At 57.8% G+C, this 18,712-nt stretch carries 16 protein-coding genes; 15 read left to right on the top strand and 1 reads right to left on the bottom strand.

From position 1 onward, the window contains the following. The first annotated feature begins 28 nt into the window (after positions 1-28). The 3 genes from KQI26_RS06700 to KQI26_RS06710 all read left to right on the top strand — a co-directional run bounded on the left by KQI26_RS06700 (position 29) and on the right by KQI26_RS06710 (position 2,134). Positions 29-1,051 carry an SPFH domain-containing protein gene (locus KQI26_RS06700; RefSeq protein ID WP_216503819.1) on the top strand — a complete coding sequence of 341 codons (1,023 nt, stop codon included), beginning with the start codon at positions 29-31 and terminating at the stop codon, positions 1,049-1,051. A gap of 3 nt (positions 1,052-1,054) precedes the next feature. Beyond that, a complete protein-coding gene (locus tag KQI26_RS06705) occupies positions 1,055-1,252 on the top strand; it encodes a PTS ascorbate transporter subunit IIC (protein WP_216503820.1) in 198 nt (65 codons plus the stop codon). 156 nt (positions 1,253-1,408) lie between these two features. Next, the gene (locus tag KQI26_RS06710; RefSeq protein ID WP_216503821.1) at positions 1,409-2,134 is read left to right on the top strand and encodes a LytTR family DNA-binding domain-containing protein; all 726 of its coding nucleotides are present in this window, start codon (positions 1,409-1,411) and stop codon (positions 2,132-2,134) included. A 21-nt stretch (positions 2,135-2,155) separates the two neighbouring features. On the opposite strand, the gene KQI26_RS15725 is transcribed toward KQI26_RS06710, so the two are convergent. Next, positions 2,156-4,090, bottom strand: a complete 1,935-nt coding sequence (locus tag KQI26_RS15725) for an ATP-binding protein (protein WP_216503822.1) — start codon at positions 4,088-4,090, stop codon at positions 2,156-2,158. Positions 4,091-4,519: 429 nt separating this feature from the next. On the opposite strand from KQI26_RS15725, the gene KQI26_RS06720 reads away from it, so the two are divergent. The 12 genes from KQI26_RS06720 (at position 4,520) to KQI26_RS06775 (ending at position 18,710) form a co-directional block, all read left to right on the top strand. Then, positions 4,520-5,416: a hypothetical protein gene (locus tag KQI26_RS06720; RefSeq protein ID WP_216503823.1), complete on the top strand. Its 897-nt coding sequence runs from the start codon at positions 4,520-4,522 to the stop codon at positions 5,414-5,416. Positions 5,417-5,490: 74 nt separating this feature from the next. Next, complete coding sequence (locus tag KQI26_RS06725; RefSeq protein ID WP_216503824.1) at positions 5,491-7,203, top strand: phage tail sheath subtilisin-like domain-containing protein; 1,713 nt, start codon at positions 5,491-5,493, stop codon at positions 7,201-7,203. Positions 7,204-7,246: 43 nt separating this feature from the next. Next, positions 7,247-7,669 carry a phage tail protein gene (locus tag KQI26_RS06730; RefSeq protein WP_118426341.1) on the top strand — a complete coding sequence of 141 codons (423 nt, stop codon included), beginning with the start codon at positions 7,247-7,249 and terminating at the stop codon, positions 7,667-7,669. Positions 7,670-7,769: 100 nt separating this feature from the next. Continuing rightward, entirely contained in the window at positions 7,770-8,135 is a 366-nt protein-coding gene (locus KQI26_RS06735) for a phage tail assembly protein (protein WP_216503825.1), read from the top strand. 23 nt (positions 8,136-8,158) lie between these two features. Beyond that, positions 8,159-8,323, top strand: coding sequence for a DUF6760 family protein (locus KQI26_RS06740; RefSeq protein ID WP_371744102.1), 165 nt, complete (start codon positions 8,159-8,161; stop codon positions 8,321-8,323). 35 nt (positions 8,324-8,358) lie between these two features. Continuing rightward, positions 8,359-8,841 carry a phage tail protein gene (locus KQI26_RS06745; protein WP_177614305.1) on the top strand — a complete coding sequence of 161 codons (483 nt, stop codon included), beginning with the start codon at positions 8,359-8,361 and terminating at the stop codon, positions 8,839-8,841. 3,040 nt (positions 8,842-11,881) lie between these two features. Further along, positions 11,882-12,622, top strand: coding sequence for a hypothetical protein (locus KQI26_RS06750; RefSeq protein WP_216503826.1), 741 nt, complete (start codon positions 11,882-11,884; stop codon positions 12,620-12,622). Positions 12,623-12,655: 33 nt separating this feature from the next. After that, on the top strand, positions 12,656-13,372 hold the full coding sequence (locus tag KQI26_RS06755; RefSeq protein ID WP_118426350.1) for a hypothetical protein: 717 nt from the start codon (positions 12,656-12,658) through the stop codon (positions 13,370-13,372). A gap of 33 nt (positions 13,373-13,405) precedes the next feature. Continuing rightward, the gene (locus KQI26_RS06760) at positions 13,406-14,506 is read left to right on the top strand and encodes a contractile injection system protein, VgrG/Pvc8 family (RefSeq protein ID WP_216503827.1); all 1,101 of its coding nucleotides are present in this window, start codon (positions 13,406-13,408) and stop codon (positions 14,504-14,506) included. Between the two features lie 15 nt (positions 14,507-14,521). Further along, positions 14,522-15,268, top strand: a complete 747-nt coding sequence (locus KQI26_RS06765) for a phage baseplate assembly protein V (RefSeq protein ID WP_216503828.1) — start codon at positions 14,522-14,524, stop codon at positions 15,266-15,268. Positions 15,269-15,284: 16 nt separating this feature from the next. Further along, the gene (locus KQI26_RS06770) at positions 15,285-15,680 is read left to right on the top strand and encodes a GPW/gp25 family protein (protein ID WP_216503829.1); all 396 of its coding nucleotides are present in this window, start codon (positions 15,285-15,287) and stop codon (positions 15,678-15,680) included. A 30-nt stretch (positions 15,681-15,710) separates the two neighbouring features. Next, the gene (locus tag KQI26_RS06775; protein ID WP_216503830.1) at positions 15,711-18,710 is read left to right on the top strand and encodes a hypothetical protein; all 3,000 of its coding nucleotides are present in this window, start codon (positions 15,711-15,713) and stop codon (positions 18,708-18,710) included. Positions 18,711-18,712: the final 2 nt, after the last annotated feature.

The raw sequence follows: 18,712 nt of genomic DNA on the forward strand, positions 1-18,712 counted from the left end.
GATATCATAAAGAGAGAGGGTGTTTTTCATGGAAGAAAAGATCCTGAAAAATTGCAGAAAAGGAATGCCTGTCTTGCTTTTGGTGCTGCTGAGCTATGTGGCGGCCCTCGGTTTGGGTATCCTGGGGGCCGTTTGGACGGGAGAAGGGGTGCTGGCGGGCGGTTTGGTGCTGGTTCTTTCCATTGCGTGGCTCAGTCTGGGATGGATCTTCCTTTGCGGACTGAGGGTCATCAAACCACAGGAAGCATTGGTGCTCACATTGTTCGGCAAATATGTGGGTACCCTCCGGGGAGAAGGATTTTACTGTGTGAACCCCTTCTGCACCGGGGTGAATCCGGCGGCCAAGACCCGGCTGAAACAGAGCGGGGATGTGGACGGTCAAAGCAACGGCGCTCTGGCAGCCACCGCTGTGGCTGCGACCGGTGCGGAAGCGGCCGGAAAAAAGATCTCCCTGAAGATCATGACGCTGAACAACAACCGGCAGAAGATCAACGATTGCCTGGGCAATCCGGTGGAAATCGGCATCGCCGTCATGTGGCGGGTCACCGATACCGCCAAAGCGGTGTTCAATGTGGACAACTACAAGGAATATCTGTCCCTTCAGTGTGACAGCGCTCTGCGGAACATCGTGCGGCTCTATCCCTATGATGTGGCGCCGGGGGTGGATACCACCGGCGACGGCGTGGCCGATGAGGGTAGCCTGCGGGGCTCCAGCGAAGTGGTGGCCCAGCGCATCAAGGAGGAGATCCAGAGCAAGGTGTCGGATGCCGGACTGGAGGTCATCGAGGCCCGGATCACCTATCTGGCCTATGCGCCGGAGATCGCCGCAGTAATGCTCCAGCGTCAGCAGGCCAGCGCCATCATCGACGCCCGGAAGATGATCGTGGACGGCGCGGTAGGCATGGTGGAAATGGCCTTGGAGCGGCTGGGAGAAAACCATGTGGTGCAGCTGGATGAAGAACGGAAAGCTGCCATGGTTTCCAACCTTCTGGTGGTGCTCTGCGGCAATCGGGATGCCCAGCCGGTGGTCAATTCCGGCAGTCTGTATTAAACCATGGCCGAAGAGAAAAAGCAGGTTCCCCTGCGCCTGCCCCCCGAGCTCTATGCCGCCATTGCCGCCTGGGCCGAAGACGATTTCCGCTCGGTGAACGGTCAGATCGAGTATCTCCTCACCGAATGCGTCCGCCAGCGGAAAAAGAATGGCAAATATGTGCCGGAAAAGCTGGATGAACCTCCAAAACTAGATTTATGACAAAAAGGGCGAGAGACTGCGATCTCTCGCCCTTTTTCTTGACATCGTTTTGCAAAACCGATACAATGTACGGTAATGTAAAAGCTCCCCTTTCCTGGAAGAAGAAACGGAAGGGGGTTGGATAGTGGCCTGGATCGGGTGAAGGATGGTGATAAGATGTATCATATTGCGGTTTGCGACGACAATCAGGAAGAAGCACATCTTATCGGCCGTATGACCCAGGAGATCATGGCCCAGCGGGAGATCGAAGCACAGGTGGATCTGTTCTTCGACCCGGAAAGCCTGCTGGACAAGCTGCAGCAGACGCAGATCCAGTACGACCTTTTTTTGCTGGATATCCTGATGGAAGAACGCAACGGCATTCAGTTGGCCCAGGCTTTTCGGCAAAGAGGGTATCGGGGCAAACTGATTTATATCACCGCCAGCCGGGATTATGCCATCGATGGCTACAAGGTCAAAGCCGATGACTACTTGCTCAAGCCGGTGGAGAAGGACACATTGGATCAGGCCATTGGCCGGGTGCTGCCCCGCCTGGAGACCGTTTTGCTGGAAACCACCGGAGACATGAAGATTCTTCAGCTGCAGCAGATCCTCTATGTCGAGTCCACAGGGCATTATGTGCTCATCCGGTTGGGGGACAAGGGGGAACCCTTGTGTTTGCGGGCCACATTGCTTCAGGTCCAGCAAAAGCTGGGGGCGGAAAAATTTGTCCGGTGTCACAAAGGGTATCTGGTGAACCTGGCCCAGGTGCAGGAAGTGCGGGTGAGCACCAGCCAGATCCTGCTCCATGGGGGCGATGCCATCCCACTGGGGCGGCAATATCGTTATGAAGTGCAGAAAGCTGTTGTGCAGTATGTGGAACAGGCCATTTCTTCTTATTGAGAAGAAATGGCCTGTTTTTTGTTATGCTTCTGCTTGAGAGGGGCCTTCCTGAAAATAGAGGTAAGACTTCACATGGAACAGATTGTCCTGGGTTTCGATGATGAGCACACTGTTGTATTGCTCGGCCACCCGGCGCATGGCTTTGATGCCCTGGCCATGGCCTTCGTGGCGCCGGGGAGAAAGGGGATCGCCCTGTTCATCTCGCTGGAGATCGCCGGAGAAACTGTTGGTACAGCTGACGAAAAGGCCGGCATTTTCGAAAATCTCCACTTTCAGCCGGATACTGCGTTCCTGGGGATCGGGCAAGGCCGCCACAGCGTGCAGGGCGTTGTCGATCATATTGGACAAAAGCACGGCCAGGTCGGCATCAACAATGCCGATGTGTTGGGGAACCTGCACCGAGGCCTGAAAGGAAGCATCCAGTTTCTGGGCCTGGATCTGGCAATAGGACACCAGGGCGTTGATGAGGGGATGGTCGGTATACCGGCCGGGGGCCTGGCGGATCTGTCCGGTGAAATGCTCCACATATTGCTGCACCCGCTGGAGATCCCCTTCCTGGCAAAAGGCCGACAGGGCGTTCATATGGTGAAGGATCTCATGGCGCATGGCATAGGTTTCGTCCAGGGAACGGCGAAGGTAGGCAGCGTGTTCCGAGGCATAGTGGTTCTGCACCGTCAGAAGCTGCAATTCACTGTTTCGGCGCACCACACTTTGCACAAAGTCATACGCCGCCAGCAGGAAGAAAAGAAGCAGCAGAAGATGGTTCACCAAGCGGGCCAGATAGAAAAAGCTGCGGAGCATCCGTGTGTTTTGCCACAGAGAGCAAAGATAGGACCACAAAGAGCCATCTCCGGCCAGGGAGAAAAGGACACAAAGGGCAAAAAACAGGAGAAGAACGCCGCCCAGCAGGAAAAAGTGCCGGTAATAGGCGATGCCCCGGCGGGCTTGGTGGGCACAAAGCAGCAGGGAGACAAGCAGAGCCAGAGGAAGCAGACGGCTCAGGAGCAGATTGGTCCATACAGAACCGCCCTGGTTGTCGAAAAGCCGCCACACAAGACCGACTGCCATGCCCAAAGTGCCGAGAGCGGGCAGCAAGACTCCCCATTTCCGGACTCTTCCCGCCAGATGGTACCAAAGGACCCACAAACTGAGCACCAGAGGGAGCATTTGCAGACCCACCAGCACCAGAGGGCTTTGCAGGAACCAGATGTCATAGGCGCTGTAGGAGACGGCACGCTCCGGACCGAAGGACAAGGCCAGCAGGGAAAGGGGCAGCAGGCTGGCGTCGGCCTTGCCGTGGTAGAGTTGCAAGAAGAAGAGCCCGACCAGAAACAGGGCGGCCGCCAGAAGCACTCCCGCCGGCAAAGCATCCTGGGCGGTGGAGGCCATGGCCTGGCTTTGATAAGCTGTAAGATTCGGGTACAGAACCAGGGAGGGCAGCTGGCGGATGGAGGCCATTCCACCGGGATAGGACAGAACCAAAGTCAGTTCCTGAGCAGAGCCCAGAGTGATGATATCGCTGTACATGGCGGGGTACATGGCGGGCTGATTTCCTGCATCAAAATGTCCTTCCTGGGGGTGATACCGCAGGGAGGGGTCGGCCAGAAGCTTTCCGTCGGATAAAATAGCGGCATCACAGCCAAAACGGTTCATTGCGAGGATGGATGTGGGGGTGAGGGGAAAATCCAGCTGGGACAGGTCCCGGCTGCAATATAGAACGGTATCCGGGGGAAGGAGCAGGTTTTCGCCTTGGGGAGAAACCTCTGTGCCATCGGCCAGGGTGAAGTGCCAGGAGGCCGGATCGGAGGCAGGACTGATGTCCAGATTCTTCAAGGGGGTCTGGGTCATGCGGATATAGAGAAAACAGCACCACAGCAGCGCGGCCGCTGGGATCAAGGCCAGCAAAAACCATTTTTTATCACAGAGAAATCTCTTCCATTTCTCTTTGGTAAACACAGCCTGCACCTCCGTCCATAAGTTGAGAGAGGATACCGAAAAGGTATCCTTTTTATGAGAAGCTCATCGCTTGATGGCGATTTTACGCTATTTCTATCATACAGGAGTTTGTTTCCGGACACAAGCCACTGAGAAGCCATTGTCATGTTGTTTGTGCCAGATGCGTGTTGTTTGTGCCAGATGCGTGTTGTTTGTGCCAGATGCGTGTTGTTTGTGCCAGATGCGTGTTGTTTGTGCCAGATGCGTGTCGTTTGTGCCAAAAGCCACTATTCGACAAGATTTTATGTTATTCTCATCATGAAAATATGGCATCTGAGCAGCGGTCTTGGGGCAGAAAGAGCCCGAGGGCTTTTCTGTGTGTATTCTCTCTGCCGCGGCCGGATGGGGTCGGGAAGACTGCGGCCCGACCGGAAGGAGGGATGAGGGAAGGTGCTTTCCAAGGAACAGACAGCGCCTGGAAAAAAGCCGCTGCGGCCCAAATGGAGCAAGGCTGCAGGGGATCACATCACCCTCAGCGCCGCCACGGCCAAAAGCTCCAGCACCTATTTGCAGGGGCTGGATCTGGAGACCGCCGAGAGCATCCGCCTGAAACCGGCGGAAGGGAAAGATTCCCGGCTGCAAAGTGTCAAGCCCTCCTGCTGTGCTTCCCGTGAGGAACTGCCTCAGCTCTCCGGTCAGGTGGATCTTACCACCGGGCGGGCTGAGGTGGGCTATGACCCCAAAAAACGGGATGTGGTTCTGGGCTTTGTGCGGCACGACCACGACTCCCAGGGACGGGAAGTGCTGGAAAACAAGGCCAGAGTGCGCACCATCCACGGTCAGGACCGGTTCCGCAGCAACGACGAGACCTTTTCCCAAGGGGCGATGGGTCTGCGGTGTGAGGCGGCCCGGGCGCCCAAGGCGGTGATGGGCCGGATGGGAACCATGTCCCGTCGGGAGGGCGGGGAGACCACCATGGATCGGGTGCTCCCCTTTTACGGCGTGGAGGAGGAACGAGACCGCCTGCACCAGCTGCAAATGCTGGAGCACCGCAGCGATGCCCGGCGCAGCAGCATTCACAGCGCCGCCTCCGGCGTGGAGACGCTGATCTCCCGCAAGAGGCAAAAGCAAAAAGAGTTCCAGAAAATTTTCTCCCAGGCTTTGCAGAAAGCCGGGGAGAACCGCCAATCCGACGATTATCAGCTTTTTATCCGGAAAAAATGGCTGGCCATGCAGGCCCAGGCCCTGGGCCTGGATCTGGAAAGCGGCCTGGGAGAGGATGTTCTCCCTATGGAAGAAGCGGAGAACATGGAGGAAGCGGGATCCCCCAAGCGCGAAACACCATGAACACCAGATAGAAAGGAGTGGAAAGATCCCGGGCCGGGCTGTTTGCGGCCTGATCGCTCGTGGATCGAAAGCGTATGGCAGAATATTTGTCTCCCGGTGTCTATGTGGAGGAATTTGACAGCGGCCCGGCTCCCATGCAGGGGGTGAGCACCAGCACCGCCGGTTTTGTAGGCCTTGCAGAAAAGGGCCCCGTGTCCGGCGCTCCGGTGTTTGTCACCGGTATTTCCGATTTCCACCGGAAGTTCGGCGGCTATCTGCAGAAAAGCGAATTCGGCGAATATCGCTACCTGGCCCATGCGGTCAGCCACTTTTTCGCCAACGGAGGTGCCCGGGCTTTTGTAATGCGCGTGGCCCCTTCCGATGCGGCAGTGGCCGGCCTGTCCTGCGGCGAAGGCCTGCGTTTTGAAGCCAAGAACCCCGGTGTATGGGGTAACCGGATCGTCATCACCATGGTTCCGGCCAGCAAGGGCAAGAGCCAGATCATGGAGGATCTGGGCGAAGGAAAATACACCCTGAAGAGCGTCGAGGAGTTCTATGCAGGCGATGTGGTGGCCCTGGAGGGCCCCGATGGGGTGGAATACGGCGTGGTGGCCCAGGTGGAGGGCAAGAACATCACCATGGCTTCTCCCTTCCAGAGCGCCCAGGTGGTGGACCAGGCTCTGTTGCCTCAGGTGACCATCAAGACCTGTGAAATGAACATGGAGATCCGCTGCGAAGACATGGCGGAGACCTATGAGAATGTGTCCTTTAACATCACCACCCCTTATTTCATCGAAAAGATGCTCTCCAAGTCCGAGCTGGTCAATGTGACCGCCCAGGCTGTGGAAGAGGCCAAGGCCCCCATCGAGCTGGTGAAAGAGTGGACAGGCTGCCAGAAAGCGGAAGTCCGTCTCCAGCTGTCCGGTGGTCTCAACGGCACAGCGGCCGCTTTGTCCGACGGCGATTTCATCGGCGAGGACAAGGGCCCCGGCGAGCGTACCGGCATCCAGGCTTTCCTGGACAACAGCGATGTGTCCATCATGGCTGTGCCCGGCATCACCTCTCCCAATGTGCAGCTGTCCCTGGTGGCCCATTGCGAAAACCTGGGCAGCCGTTTCGCCGTGCTGGATATGCCCAAAGAGGCCAAGAGCGTGGATGAGATCATGAAGCACCGGAACATCGTGGACAGCGATTACTGTGCCATGTACCATCCCTGGCTGGAGGTTTATGATCCTCTGGACAAGAGAAACACCTATATTCCGCCCTCCGGTTCGGTGATGGGCATCTATGCCCGCAGCGACAACAGCCGGGGCATCCACAAAGCACCGGCCAACGAGACGGTGATGAACTGCACCGGCCTGTCGGTGGCCTACAACACCGCCGAGCAGGATATGCTCAACCCCAACGGCGTCAACCTGATCCGTTCCTTCCCCGGCCAGGGTATCCGGGTGTGGGGCGCCCGTACCGCCAGCTCCAAACCCCAGTGGAAGTATGTGAACGTGCGGCGTCTGTTCATCTTCCTGGAGGAGTCCATCAAGGCCAACACCAACTGGGTGGTCTTTGAGCCCAACGACGAGCTGCTGTGGATCCGTGTCCGCCGCACCATCGAGGTCTTCCTGGAGGGGATGTGGAAGAGCGGCGCTCTGGCCGGCTCCACTGCCGCCGATGCCTTCTTTGTCAACATCGGCACCAACACCATGACCCAGGACGACATCGACAATGGCCGCCTGGTGTGCGTCATCGGTGTGGCCCCTGTCAAGCCTGCGGAATTTGTCATCTTCCGCCTGACCCAGAAGACCGGCGAATAAGAAAAAGGCTCTCACGATTTTTATATAAGGAGTTGAACAGCAAGTGCTTCCCTATCGTAATTTCCGATTCCGCCTGGAGATTGACGGCCTGGATGCCGGCAGCTTCAGCGAAGTCAGCGGTTTCGACGCCACCATCGATGTGGTGGAATACCGGGCCGGGGACGATCCTGCCATCACCCCCACAAAGCTGCCCGGCTTGATCAAATATGGCAACATCACCTTGAAATGGGGCTCTTCTGAGACCATGGTGCTTTATGATTGGCTCATCGACATCACCGAAGGCACCATCGAGAAAAAGACAGTGACTCTCACCGCTCTGGACGAAGAGGGTTCCCCTGCCGCTTCCTGGCGGTGCATCAACGCCTGGCCGGTGAAATACACCGCCCCGGACTTCAACGGCACCTCCTCCGAGGTGGCCATCGAAACCATCGAGCTGGCCCACGAAGGCCTGACTCGCACCGAGTGATGCGTCATCGCTGCCGTGTCCTTGTCCTTTTGGACGGGGACACGGCGGCATGTTGTCTTTTTCGGCAAGGTCACCATAGCGAAGAAATGAGGTGCCATACATGGCTTACCAGACAGAATATCCCTTCACACTGCCCCGGGGCTATATGGATGAAAACGGCACGGTGCATCGGGAGGGCACCATGCGTTTTGCCACGGCGGCGGATGAGATTTTGCCTCTCAAGGACCCGCGGGTCCAGCAGAACCCGGCCTATCTCAGCGTGGTGCTCATGACACGGGTCATCACCAAACTGGGCACGCTGCCGGCCGTCGATAACCGGATCGTAGAAAAGCTGCCCTCTTCCGACATGGCCTATCTCCAGAACCTCTACCAGCAGATCAACGCGGTGGAGCCCATTCGGGTGGAAGCAACCTGCCCCCACTGCGGTGAAAAATTCAAGGTGGAGGTATCCCTGCTGGGGGAATAGCAAAAAGCTATCCCCTGGACCGGATCTATGAGGAGATAGCTTTTTTGGGCTACTATCTGCACTGGAGCTACGGCGAACTGATGGACATGGAACACAGGGAGCGACTCCGGTTTTGCCGGGAGGTTTCCCGGATCAATGACAAAATGAACCAGGAGACCCGGGGCAAAAACATCTTTGATGTGTTTTAACAAAAAAACGGGGCCTTGGGGAAAGGAGGAAGCGTATGAAGGTACCCTTTTTCATCACCCGCAGCGGCCATTATGATCCCATTGTGGCGGTGCGGTTTATTGTGCTGTTCAATGCAGTGACACTGGGATTTCAGAGTGTTTCGGGCATTGGGCGGAGCCAGTCGGTGGATTTCATCAGCGAAGGGGGCCGCAACGACTATCCCATCCGCATTCCCAAACCCCAGACCGAGCCCCACCGGCTCACCTTCAAGCGGGGCTACCAGATGCGCAAGCTGAGCATCACCGGTCTGTTGGCCGGGTATGTGGGCAGTCAGGCCATCGAGGCCAAGGACGCCTTGGGCCTGATCCTGGTGCTGGACGAAAGCCAGAGCATCAAGGCAATTTATTCCTTTATTTCCCAGGGTGTTGTGGAGTGGGAGGTCAGCAATCTGGACGCCACCCGCTCCGAACCTTTGATTGAAACATTCACCATCACCCACAAGGGGCTGAAAAACATTCCCATTCCCTCTCTGTTCTAGGTTCTAGTAAAAGGGAGGGCCGGAGAGGAGGAAAGGCATGGGCATGGGAGGATTCAAACCGATAACCGGCACCATTGGCCGGGGGCTGGGGGAGTTCACCCTGCCTGGCAGCAACGCGGCCTTCTGCCAGTCCATCCTGCAAAAGGGGATTACGGGAGAGGCGCTGCGCCTGGAATCTTTGTCCTATGTACTCCCGCGGGAGGGGCAGGGGCCAGAGCTGACTCCGGCGTCTCAGCAGCCGGTGGTGGTCAATCTTTTGATGCAGCTGCGGGCTTATTGCGATGAAAGCAACACCTTTCTCCGCCAGCAGCACAATTTGCAGCTTCAGCTGACCCGTCAGTTGGATCAGGCTCTTTCCACCGCTTGGGGCACGGTGAGCTCCCAGGCCCAGCAGATCCGGCGGGCCGTGGAAGGGGAGATGCTCCAGGCTGGCCAGTTTCAGAAGGCTCTTTCGGAACTGACCCAACAGTTAAAAAAAAACGGCAAATCCGGTGAAGCGCGGCTGACCCGGGCTGTGTTACCGGGAAGCTCTGCCCCGGTGCATGGAAAGCAGGCCCCTTCTGTTGGTCCAGCCTCTCCAATTTTTTCTTTGAAGCCGGAGACCTCTGCCCCCAGACGGACAGAGGCCGAAAGAAAGCCGCAATCTTTGCATACTACCCCTTTGACTGTAGTGCAAAAGCAAGAACAGGGGGAAACGGTGCGGGAGCAGGCTCCATCGCCTCGTGGTCTGCGGCGTCGGGAAGCCGGCCATGGCCCTCATGCACAAGGGGAGGTCCATTCCCCAAGCAAAGGGAAAACCGGGCGCATCCAGAAGAAGCGAGGGGAAAGCAGTGCCCCAACTTCCCATGGGGAAGAGAGCCGGGAACCTGCTTTGTCTCAGGCCGAAGAAACGAGCCGCCGCAGCGCAGCGGTGACAGGGAAAAGCTCCCAGGAGTGGAGTGCCCAACTCCCCGTTCAAGGGACGCTGGAAAGTGTATCCCAGGATTCTGCAAGCGTCGTTTTTAAGCGAGAGCATGGGAGCACAGCCCGACCAGTTTCCGCTGGAAGCCGGGAAGTACATGGGGAAGAAACAGAGAGACCGGGGGGGAAAAGCCTGCCGGTCCTTCGGACTTTTCCGGCGATTTCCCATGCTGTCTCCGTTTTTCAGCCGAAAATCCTTTCGGCAAAGGCTGGAATGCCTGGGCCAGTGGGAAATCTCCCGCCACTTGCGCCCTCTGGGGCTTTGGGAATGCCGTCCTTTTTGTCGGTTTTTCCATCTTCTTATGCGTCGTTTCCTTTTGGAGGAATTGCCAAGGCCGGAGCGATATTCCCTGGACCGCTGACTCTGGCTTCCAAAGGGGCGGCATGGGGGAGGAAAGAAGAACAGCTTTCTCTGTTTTCGGGTCGTGCCCAAGGGACGCCTTGGATCGGTTTCCCTCTGTCTGCTGAGGGAGTGTTTCCTGGGCGGAAGAGCCAAAGCCCGAAGGCGGTGCCTTTGCGTTTCCGGGAGATTGGTTCCAATGAAGAACCGGCTTCAGGCTATGAAGCCCGTCCGCTTTTTCCCTCAATTGGTCCTCGCACAGAATGGGCCGAAACAAGGGCAGAAGCTGAAAAAGCTCGGACTGTACTCCAGACCGGAGAAAACAAACGGGAAACTGCCTGGGAAAGATCAGGCCAAGAAGGTGTATTTGGGCAAAAAGCGGCTTGGCCGTTGGGAGAAAAGGCGAAAAATGCTTTGGTATCTCAGTCTGTGAGCAGCAAAACGCCAGGTCTGGGGTCCCGTGGGGCCGCTACCTTTTTCCCACAGGGGCGAGCTGGGCTACATTCTTCTTTGGTCCATCGGGACGCAGCACAAGCAGAGCAGGAGGCCGCTCTTTCGTCGGTGAGCAGTGAAGCTCGTGAGCCGGTGTATCGTACGACTTTGCCGATTGGGGCGTTGTCCCGATCTGCTGCTTTGACGGGGCCGCAGCCGGTCAGTGGCGGAGTTCGTGAGCCGGTGTATCGTACAACGCTGCCGGTTGGAGCATTATCCCGATCCGTTGCTTTGGCGGGGCCGCAACCAGTCAGCAGCGGAGCTCATGAGCCGGTGTATCGTACAACGCTGCCGGTTGGGGCACTGTCCCGGTCCAGTGTTTTGGCGGGGCCGCAGCCGGTCAGTGGCGGAGCTCATGGGCCGGTGTATCGCACAACGCTGCCGGTTGGGGCACTGTCCCGGTCCAGTGCTTTGGCGGGGCTGCAGCCGGTCAGTGGCGGAGTTTGTGAGCCGGTGTATCGCACAGCACTGCCGGTTGGGGCGATGTCCCGATCCGGTGCTTTGGCGGGGCCGCAGCCGGTCAGTGGCGGAGTTCGTGAGCCGGTGTATCGTACGACTTTGCCGATTGGGGCGTTGTCCCGATCCGGTGCTTTGGCGGGGCCGCAGCCGGTGAGCAGCGGAGTTCGTGAGCCGGTGTATCGTACGACTTTGCCGATTGGGGCGTTGTCCCGATCTGCTGCTTTGGCGGGGCCGCAGCCGGTCGGTGGCGGAGTTCGTGAGCCGGTGTATCGCACAGCGCTGCCGGTTGGGGCGATGTCCCGGCTTGGTGCTTTGACGGGGCCGCAACCAGTCAGCAGCGGAGTTCGTGAGCCGGTGTATCGCACAACGCTGCCGGCTGGCGTTTTTCGTTCCAATCCAGTGGATCAGGGGCATGAGGCGTCTTCTTTCCCGCCGGGGCGAGAGGCATTGCCGCCTTCTCCCATTCCAGAACCTTCCCGGAAATGGGAAGGTCCCTCGCCTCTTCCTCTCCCGCGGCCTTGGGCCTGGGGTGGAGAGCCGGTACGCCGGAGTGGAGAGACCGTTGCCATCCGGTCGGGAACGGAAAGGGGAAAATCCTTCTTTTCCTATCCATTCTCTCTTTCTTTTGTTTCCCCCGCTGTTCCCGCCTTGGAAAGCGTGGCTGCCATCGGCCGCGCCTTGTCTCTGGCCCCGATGAGGGCCAAAGGGACTGCGGCCCCGGCGAGAAAGAGGACGCTCCCCTTTGCCCGTCCCTGGCGGGGCGGGGCCTGGAACGGTGGAAAGAGCTTTATGCCTTTGACAGAAGGTCAAAGCCCTCTTTCTCATTCCAGTGGAGTTCTTCCCACGGCCTGGGAGGAGGAAGGGCCTTGGGACATGGTGTTCCGCACTTCTCTGGATACCCAGCTAGAGCAAGGGGCCGAGCAGGAAAGAGCGGAGGCTCTCTCTATAGGGCCTATGATGGGGCATCTTGCTTTTGCTTTGGAGCAGGGAAAAACTCAGGAATCTGCGCCATTGCAGAAAGAAGGGGCACCGGCGATTCGGCGAGGCCAGGGACTTTCCTCTCTGCTGTCTTTGGAGAATGCCCGACCTCCTGCCAGGCTGGATGCAACTTCCCAGGCCATGGTGCACACCGCCTTTTCCCCAGAGTTTTCCGAAGGAACACCGGTTTCACAGCCGGACAGACCGATGGCTCCATCCCAGGATGCGCCGAAAGGGACAGGACAGAGCGTGGTTTATCGTCTGCCGCCCCGGCCGCAGAGTGCACCCCAGGAAAAGGAAGAGAGCGGAGAAGAAGTGCTGCGGGCTCAATCGGTGGACGCAGGGTATGTGTCGGCCATGAATGCGGCCTATTCCTATCAGGCGCCGGAGAGCCGTCCCAGACCGGAAACTCCCGGAGCCATCAGCCAGGAGACCGAAGAGCGCATCATCCAGCAGGTGCTGCAGGATCTCAATTATAACCGCATGGCCGCCCAGGTGCTGGATCGGGTCGAGCGGCGGCTGCGGACAGAACGGCGGAAAATCGGCCGGTAAAAAAATTGAAATGACAAAAAGGGGGTATGGCCCATGTGTGCGTTGGGCGGACGGTTCGGTGCGGTGGACAAGGCCACATTCACTATCGCCACCAAACAAAAAAGCGATGGAAAATGGGAATCCGAAGGGCCTTATCCTGTGCTGTTCAACCCATCCAGTCTGAAGGTGAGCGCCACTACGCAGGTGAAGCGGGAAGAAGGGGTCGCCAATGAAAAAACTCCGGAGACCGCAGCGGCCGACGGTAAGATTCTGCCTCGGGGCATTGGGGAACAACAGGTGGATATCACCTTGATTTTCAACATTGTGGAAGAATACAACGCCAAAACCGACGGGGTGGAGTTCAAGGCTCTGGCCACAGCGGCCACCAGCATTGTCACCAGCCTGATCGGCAGCGGCGACAAGATCGGCCAGGCGGAAAGTGCCTTGAGTGACTTGATCAAAAAGACTGACTTTACCAGTCTGAGTTTGTTCAACGAGGATCTGTGCTGTTATACCCCCTTGATGAAGGCCGCTCACAAGCAGGTGCCGGTGATATTTACCTGGGGCAATATGGCCTATAAAGGGATCATCACCAAAATTCAGACGACTTTTAATTATTTTTCCAGCCAGGGAGCGCCGCTGGGGGCCGAAGTCTCTTTGTCCATGGTGACCAAGACCAATGCGGATCCTTTGGAGCAAAGCGATTCCACCTCGGATATGCTGAAAATGGTGGAAAAGGCGGGGAAATTTCTCCGATCTCTGCCCATTTGACCGGTTTGATGAAAAGCGAAGGGAGGAGAGAGCGTGACCCTCAACGATGCGGCCCAAAAATTCAATAATTTTCAGCGGCCAGTGGCTTATTTCCATGTCAACGGTTCTCTTCTTCCAGGAGAGCAGCTGATCTATACCAGTATTCAGGTGAATATGTCCACCGGCATGGAGGCCAGCGACTGCACGCTGGAAGTGGTGGGCCGGTATTCCCGTTTTGAAGATGGGAAACTCCAGATGGATACCTCTTTGGATAAGCTGGTGCTGGGGGCCAAGCTGGAGGTTTTTTTGGGCTATGGAGAGAGCAAAAACGCGCAATCGGTGTTTGTGGGCTATATCTCCTCTCAGGAAATCGACATCCAGGGGGATCGGGTGGCCGTGATCGTCACCGCCATGGACTGCAAACAATTTATGATGAACAGCTACCGCTCCCTGCAGAAAAAGGGCATCACCAAATACTCCGAAGCGGTGAACGATGTGCTGAAAAACTACACCGCTCTTTACAAAAGCAAGCAGGTGGAAGTGAGCGCAGAGGTGCTGGCCCCCATCGAGCAGCACAACCAGAGCGATTATGATTTTGTGGTCTCCCTGGCCAAACGGCTGAATTACCTTTTTTATGTGGCACAGGATACGGTGTATTTCGTTAGTTATAAGAAATTCACCGACAGCCTGCTGACGGTGGAGCCGGGAGAGAATCTGCGCCGGTTTCGCCGGGAGGTCACTCTGGCCAATCAGGTGAAATCGGTGACGGTGCGCAGCCACAACACAGAGGACGCAAGCAAGCCCTTTGAAGCCAAGGCCACCGCCGTCACCGGAGTGGGAGGCGGCAAAAAAGCGGGGGCTGACGCAACCAAGCTGATCACCGCCACCATGGAAAAGGTGGTGGCTGATGGCTCGGTGCGTTCCGAGGCCGAGTCCAAAGCCCGGGCCCAGGCTTTGCTGGATCAGATGTCCATGGGGTTTCTCACAGGCACCATCGAACTTTCGGGCATCCCCATTTTGTTCCCCGGCCATATGATCACCCTCAAGGGCTTCAATAAGGATCTGAACCGGGATTATTTCATCACCAAAGTGGTGCATCATCTGGATCGGGATGGATTTGATACCACCGTCCACATTGCGGGAAACAAGATGTAGCAGAGGAGGAAGAAAATGAGCATCTTCGAAATGCTGGCCCAGGAGCATGAGGACCAGTCCTTCTGCGGCATCACGGTGGGCATCGTCAGCGACATCAAAGACCCGGAGAAAAAGAACCGGGTGAAAGTCCGGCTGCTCAACCGCACCGATTCCCTCCAGGAGACCGATTACATCCGGGTGATGACCCCCATGGCCGGCAAAGACTACGGCGCCTTTTTCCTGCCGGAAGTGGGGGACGAGGTGCTGGTGGGATTTGTGGATGGGGATTTCACCGCCCCTTATGTGCTGGGCAGCCTGTACAATGCCAAGGCCCCTGGCCCGGGCAAGGTGGAGGAGGGCAAAAACCAGCTGCGCACCATCAAATCCAAAACAGGCCATCTGATGGAGTGGAACGATGGAGAGGAAGCCCCTGGCCTGACGCTGAAAACCGCAGGGGAAAGCGCCCTTTCCATGAACGATAAGGAAAAGACCATTGCCCTCACCGACAAAGAGGGAGCCAATCTGCTGAAGATCGATATCGGAGGCGGCGCCGTGACGCTGGAGGCCAAAACCAAACTGGTGCTCAAATGCGGCGGCGCTTCCATCGAGCTGGACGGCAGCGGCAACCAGATCACCATCAAGGCCTCGGGCAACATCAAGGTGGATGGTCAGCAGGTGGATGTCAGCGGCAAGAGTGCCGTCAATGTGAAGGCCAGCGGCCAGCTGAATCTGGAGGCCAGCGGCGTCACCAATGTGAAGGGCGCCATGGTGAAAGTCAACTGATAGGGAGGGAAAGAGGATGGCACAGCTGCAAGGATGGGCTTTTCCAGTGGAAGTGGATGAAACCACGGGCCGGATCCGGATGGTGGAGGACGAAGAATGTGTCCGCCAGGATGTCCGGCTCATTGTGAAAACCGACCAGGGCGAGCGGAAAATGCGTTCCACATTCGGCGCCGGGCTCAACCAGTTCATGTTCCAGAATGTGGATCTGGTGCTGGTCAATCAGATGTCCCAGACTCTGGCCCAGAGCATCAAGCGGTGGGAAGAGCATATCAAGGGAATCAATGTGGGGGTCCTGCAGTCGCCGGAAAACCGGACGGCGGTGACGGTGGACATTCAGTATGTCTCCGACATTGACCCCATCCGTCCCCAGCAGATGCGGCAGGAGATGGAGCTGAACCAAGGGGACAGATGATTTCAGAATACACAGGAAGGAGGAAGGACAATGCAGACACCCAAGCTGGATGGGCGGGATCGCCGGGATATTATGGACCAGCTGAAAGCTCTGGCCCGGAGCTATGTGCCTGAGTGGCGATGGGGTGAGGAACACCCGGATGCCGGCATGGTTCTGGCCCATGTTTATGCCGCCATGATGGAAAATACCGTCAGCAAATACAACCGGACCATGTACAATCACTTCCTGTCCTTCCTCAACTTGCTGGGCACCCGGCTTTTGCCTCCGGCTCCGGCAGAGGGTATGGTGACGGTGGAAGTGCTCCCGGACGGAGGAGAGGTCTATCTGCCCCAGGGCACGGTGGTGTATGCCGCCGCCGATACCGATGCAGGCCGGGTCTTTTATGAGACCACCCAGGGCATGACCGCCCTGGATACCCAGGTGGACAGCATCTTTTTTACCAGTGCGGAGAAGGACACCATCGTCATGGCCTATGACCGGAACGAGCCGGGAGAGCCGGTGCGGCTTTTTGATCTGGAGGGATATCCTCAGCTTCAGCAGCACATCCTGGTGTTCCGGGATGACCGGGCCTTCTATACCAAAGACCGTACCCACTTTATGATACGCCTGGATCATGCCCTTTCGGAAAAGCAGCGCCGCCAGTTGGCGGAGGTGTTTTCCAATGAGGATATGGCCCAATGGGAATACCATACCGAAACCGGCTGGAAACCCTTTGACCGGGTTTTGCTCACAGAAGAGGGCATCGGGTTGGAAGGAAGCCGGGGAAGCCATCCGGTGGAAGTGGAAGGGGAGCAGGCCATGGGGCTGCTTCGCTGCCGCCTGAAACAGATCCCCGATGGAGGGGTCTCCTTTACCCACAGCGCCTGGAAGGGCTGGGGAGAGGGACTGGCCCCCGACGCTTTGTCCTGGGAGGGAAACCAGCTGCCGGAGGAGAATTTCTCCCCCTTTGGCGATGGGCTGAGCATCTTCACCGCCTTTCAGTTTTCCAGCCGGGAGGCTTTTTCCAAGGCCGGGGCCGTCATCACGGTGGACTTTGCCCTGGAATATTACAAAGTGCCCATTGAGCAGGCCTATGAGCCCGATCCCATCTGCTACCGCAGCGTCATGACCCGGGAGGATTTTGAAGGTTCCCGGGAGCGGGATGTGCGCATCGAGCGGGTAGTGTGGGAATATTGGAACGGCTTGGGCTGGGCCCGGCTCTTTCCCCTGGGGGAGGAAGAGGATTTCTTCACCCCGGATCAGACCGGCGTACGGGTCAAGCGGCTTACTTTCCGCTGTCCCCCGGACATGGAAAGCCTGCTGGTAGGGGCTGCGGAGGGGCTGTTCATCCGGGCCCGCATCGACAAGCTCTCTTATCTGTTTTCCACCAAGGGCCATTACATCGTCCCCTTTGTGCGCCATATGGAGATCGGCTACTGGTACCAGGATTGGCAGGAGGGGAAAGCGGTGCTGGTGGAGAGCAATGTGGAGCGCGATCTGGTTGAGCTGCCCCACAGCGGCCAGACGCCTTTGGTGACGGCGGGCCTTTGTCCCGATCCGACCATGTATGTGTGCTTTACCAATCCCCTCACCGGCGGGCCTTTGCGGATATTCTGGGATGTGGCCGAAGGGGTCTTTCCCGCCCCGCCCCCTCTGCGGTGGGAGTATTACGGCATCACCGTCAATGGGGAGCCGGGATGGAAAAGCATCGAAGTGATGGATCAGACCGAAAACCTCACCCGCAGCGGCATGGTGACTCTGGTGGGCAAAAAGGACTTTGCCAAAGCCCGGTTTTTCGGACGGGAAGGGTATTTTGTCCGCCTTGTGGATGTGGACGGCCGTTACGATGAAAAGAAAAAAGGGAAAAATCCGGTGCTGCGGGCTGTGTGGCCCAATACCGTGCCGGTGATCCAGCGGGAACGGGGCAGCCGGGCCTATTTCTACATCGGCCGGGGGGAAAAGAACAAGTGGTGTTCTTTGAATGTGCCCAATCTGTGGGAAACCAGAGTTTGGGTCAATGAGCACGGTTCCCTTTCGGTGAAGGAAGAAGAACAGCTGCTGCAAAACCCGGATGTGCTGGTGCAGCGCAGCGCCGAAGGCACGGTGGAACAGATCTGGGTGCCCTGGCGGGAAGTGGACCGTTTGGAAGGGTGTGCCGGGGAAGAGCGGGTCTACATGGTGGATTATTCCCAGGGGGATGTGGTCTTTGGGGACGGACGCCATGGCCGGATTCCGCCGGAAAGCCCAGAGGAGAGCATCCTGGTGGAGCACACCCGTTGCGACGGCCACCACGGCAACATCCCGCAAGGGGCCATCTTGGGCTTTTTGTCCCGCCCGGCGGGAGTGGCTGGGGTGACCAACCACAAGCCCATCAGCGGCGGCTCTCCCATGGAGACCATTGGCCAGGCCGCCCATCGCCGAACCGGCGAGGTGCTGGAAATGGACCGGCTGGTGACGCTGGAAGATCTGGAGCGGGCCGTGCTGGCCAGCAACCGGAATATTTTCCGGGTGAAATGTGCCGCTCATGTGGACCGGTATGGCAGACCGGCAGAAGGAAGGCTGGCGGTGGCAGTGCTGCCCCGGACCTTTGACCGGGGCGGGGAGTTCTTCGATGCCCTGGTGCGCCGGGCCCGGCAGATGCTGGAGGAAAAGGCCTCTTTGCTGCTGGCCGGAGGCGGTCAGGCGGATTTCTTCGAGGTGCGGTATGTGGAGGTTTATGTGACGGTGGATGCCGTCATTCCCGACTACGACTGTTACCACGAGACCCATCAGGCCATTCGCCGCAGGCTGGAGGAATTTCTCAATCCCATCACCGGCAATTTCGGGGGCCAGGGCTGGGAGATCGGCCAGATCCCCAGCCGGGAGCTGATTTATAACAGCATCAAGACCATTCCCAATATCAAATGGATTCGGGGATTGCATCTGTTTACTTATATGGTCACCCAGGACGGGCGGCAGGCGGTGGAATTTGACTGTCTGCGCCGGGATGGTTTTACTGTGCCGGTGTGTGGTGAAGCGGAAATCAATCTGACCGCAGAACAGGGGAGGTGAGG

Source organism: Intestinimonas sp. MSJ-38, from assembly GCF_018917925.1.
Lineage (GTDB): Bacteria > Bacillota > Clostridia > Oscillospirales > Butyricicoccaceae > Pseudobutyricicoccus.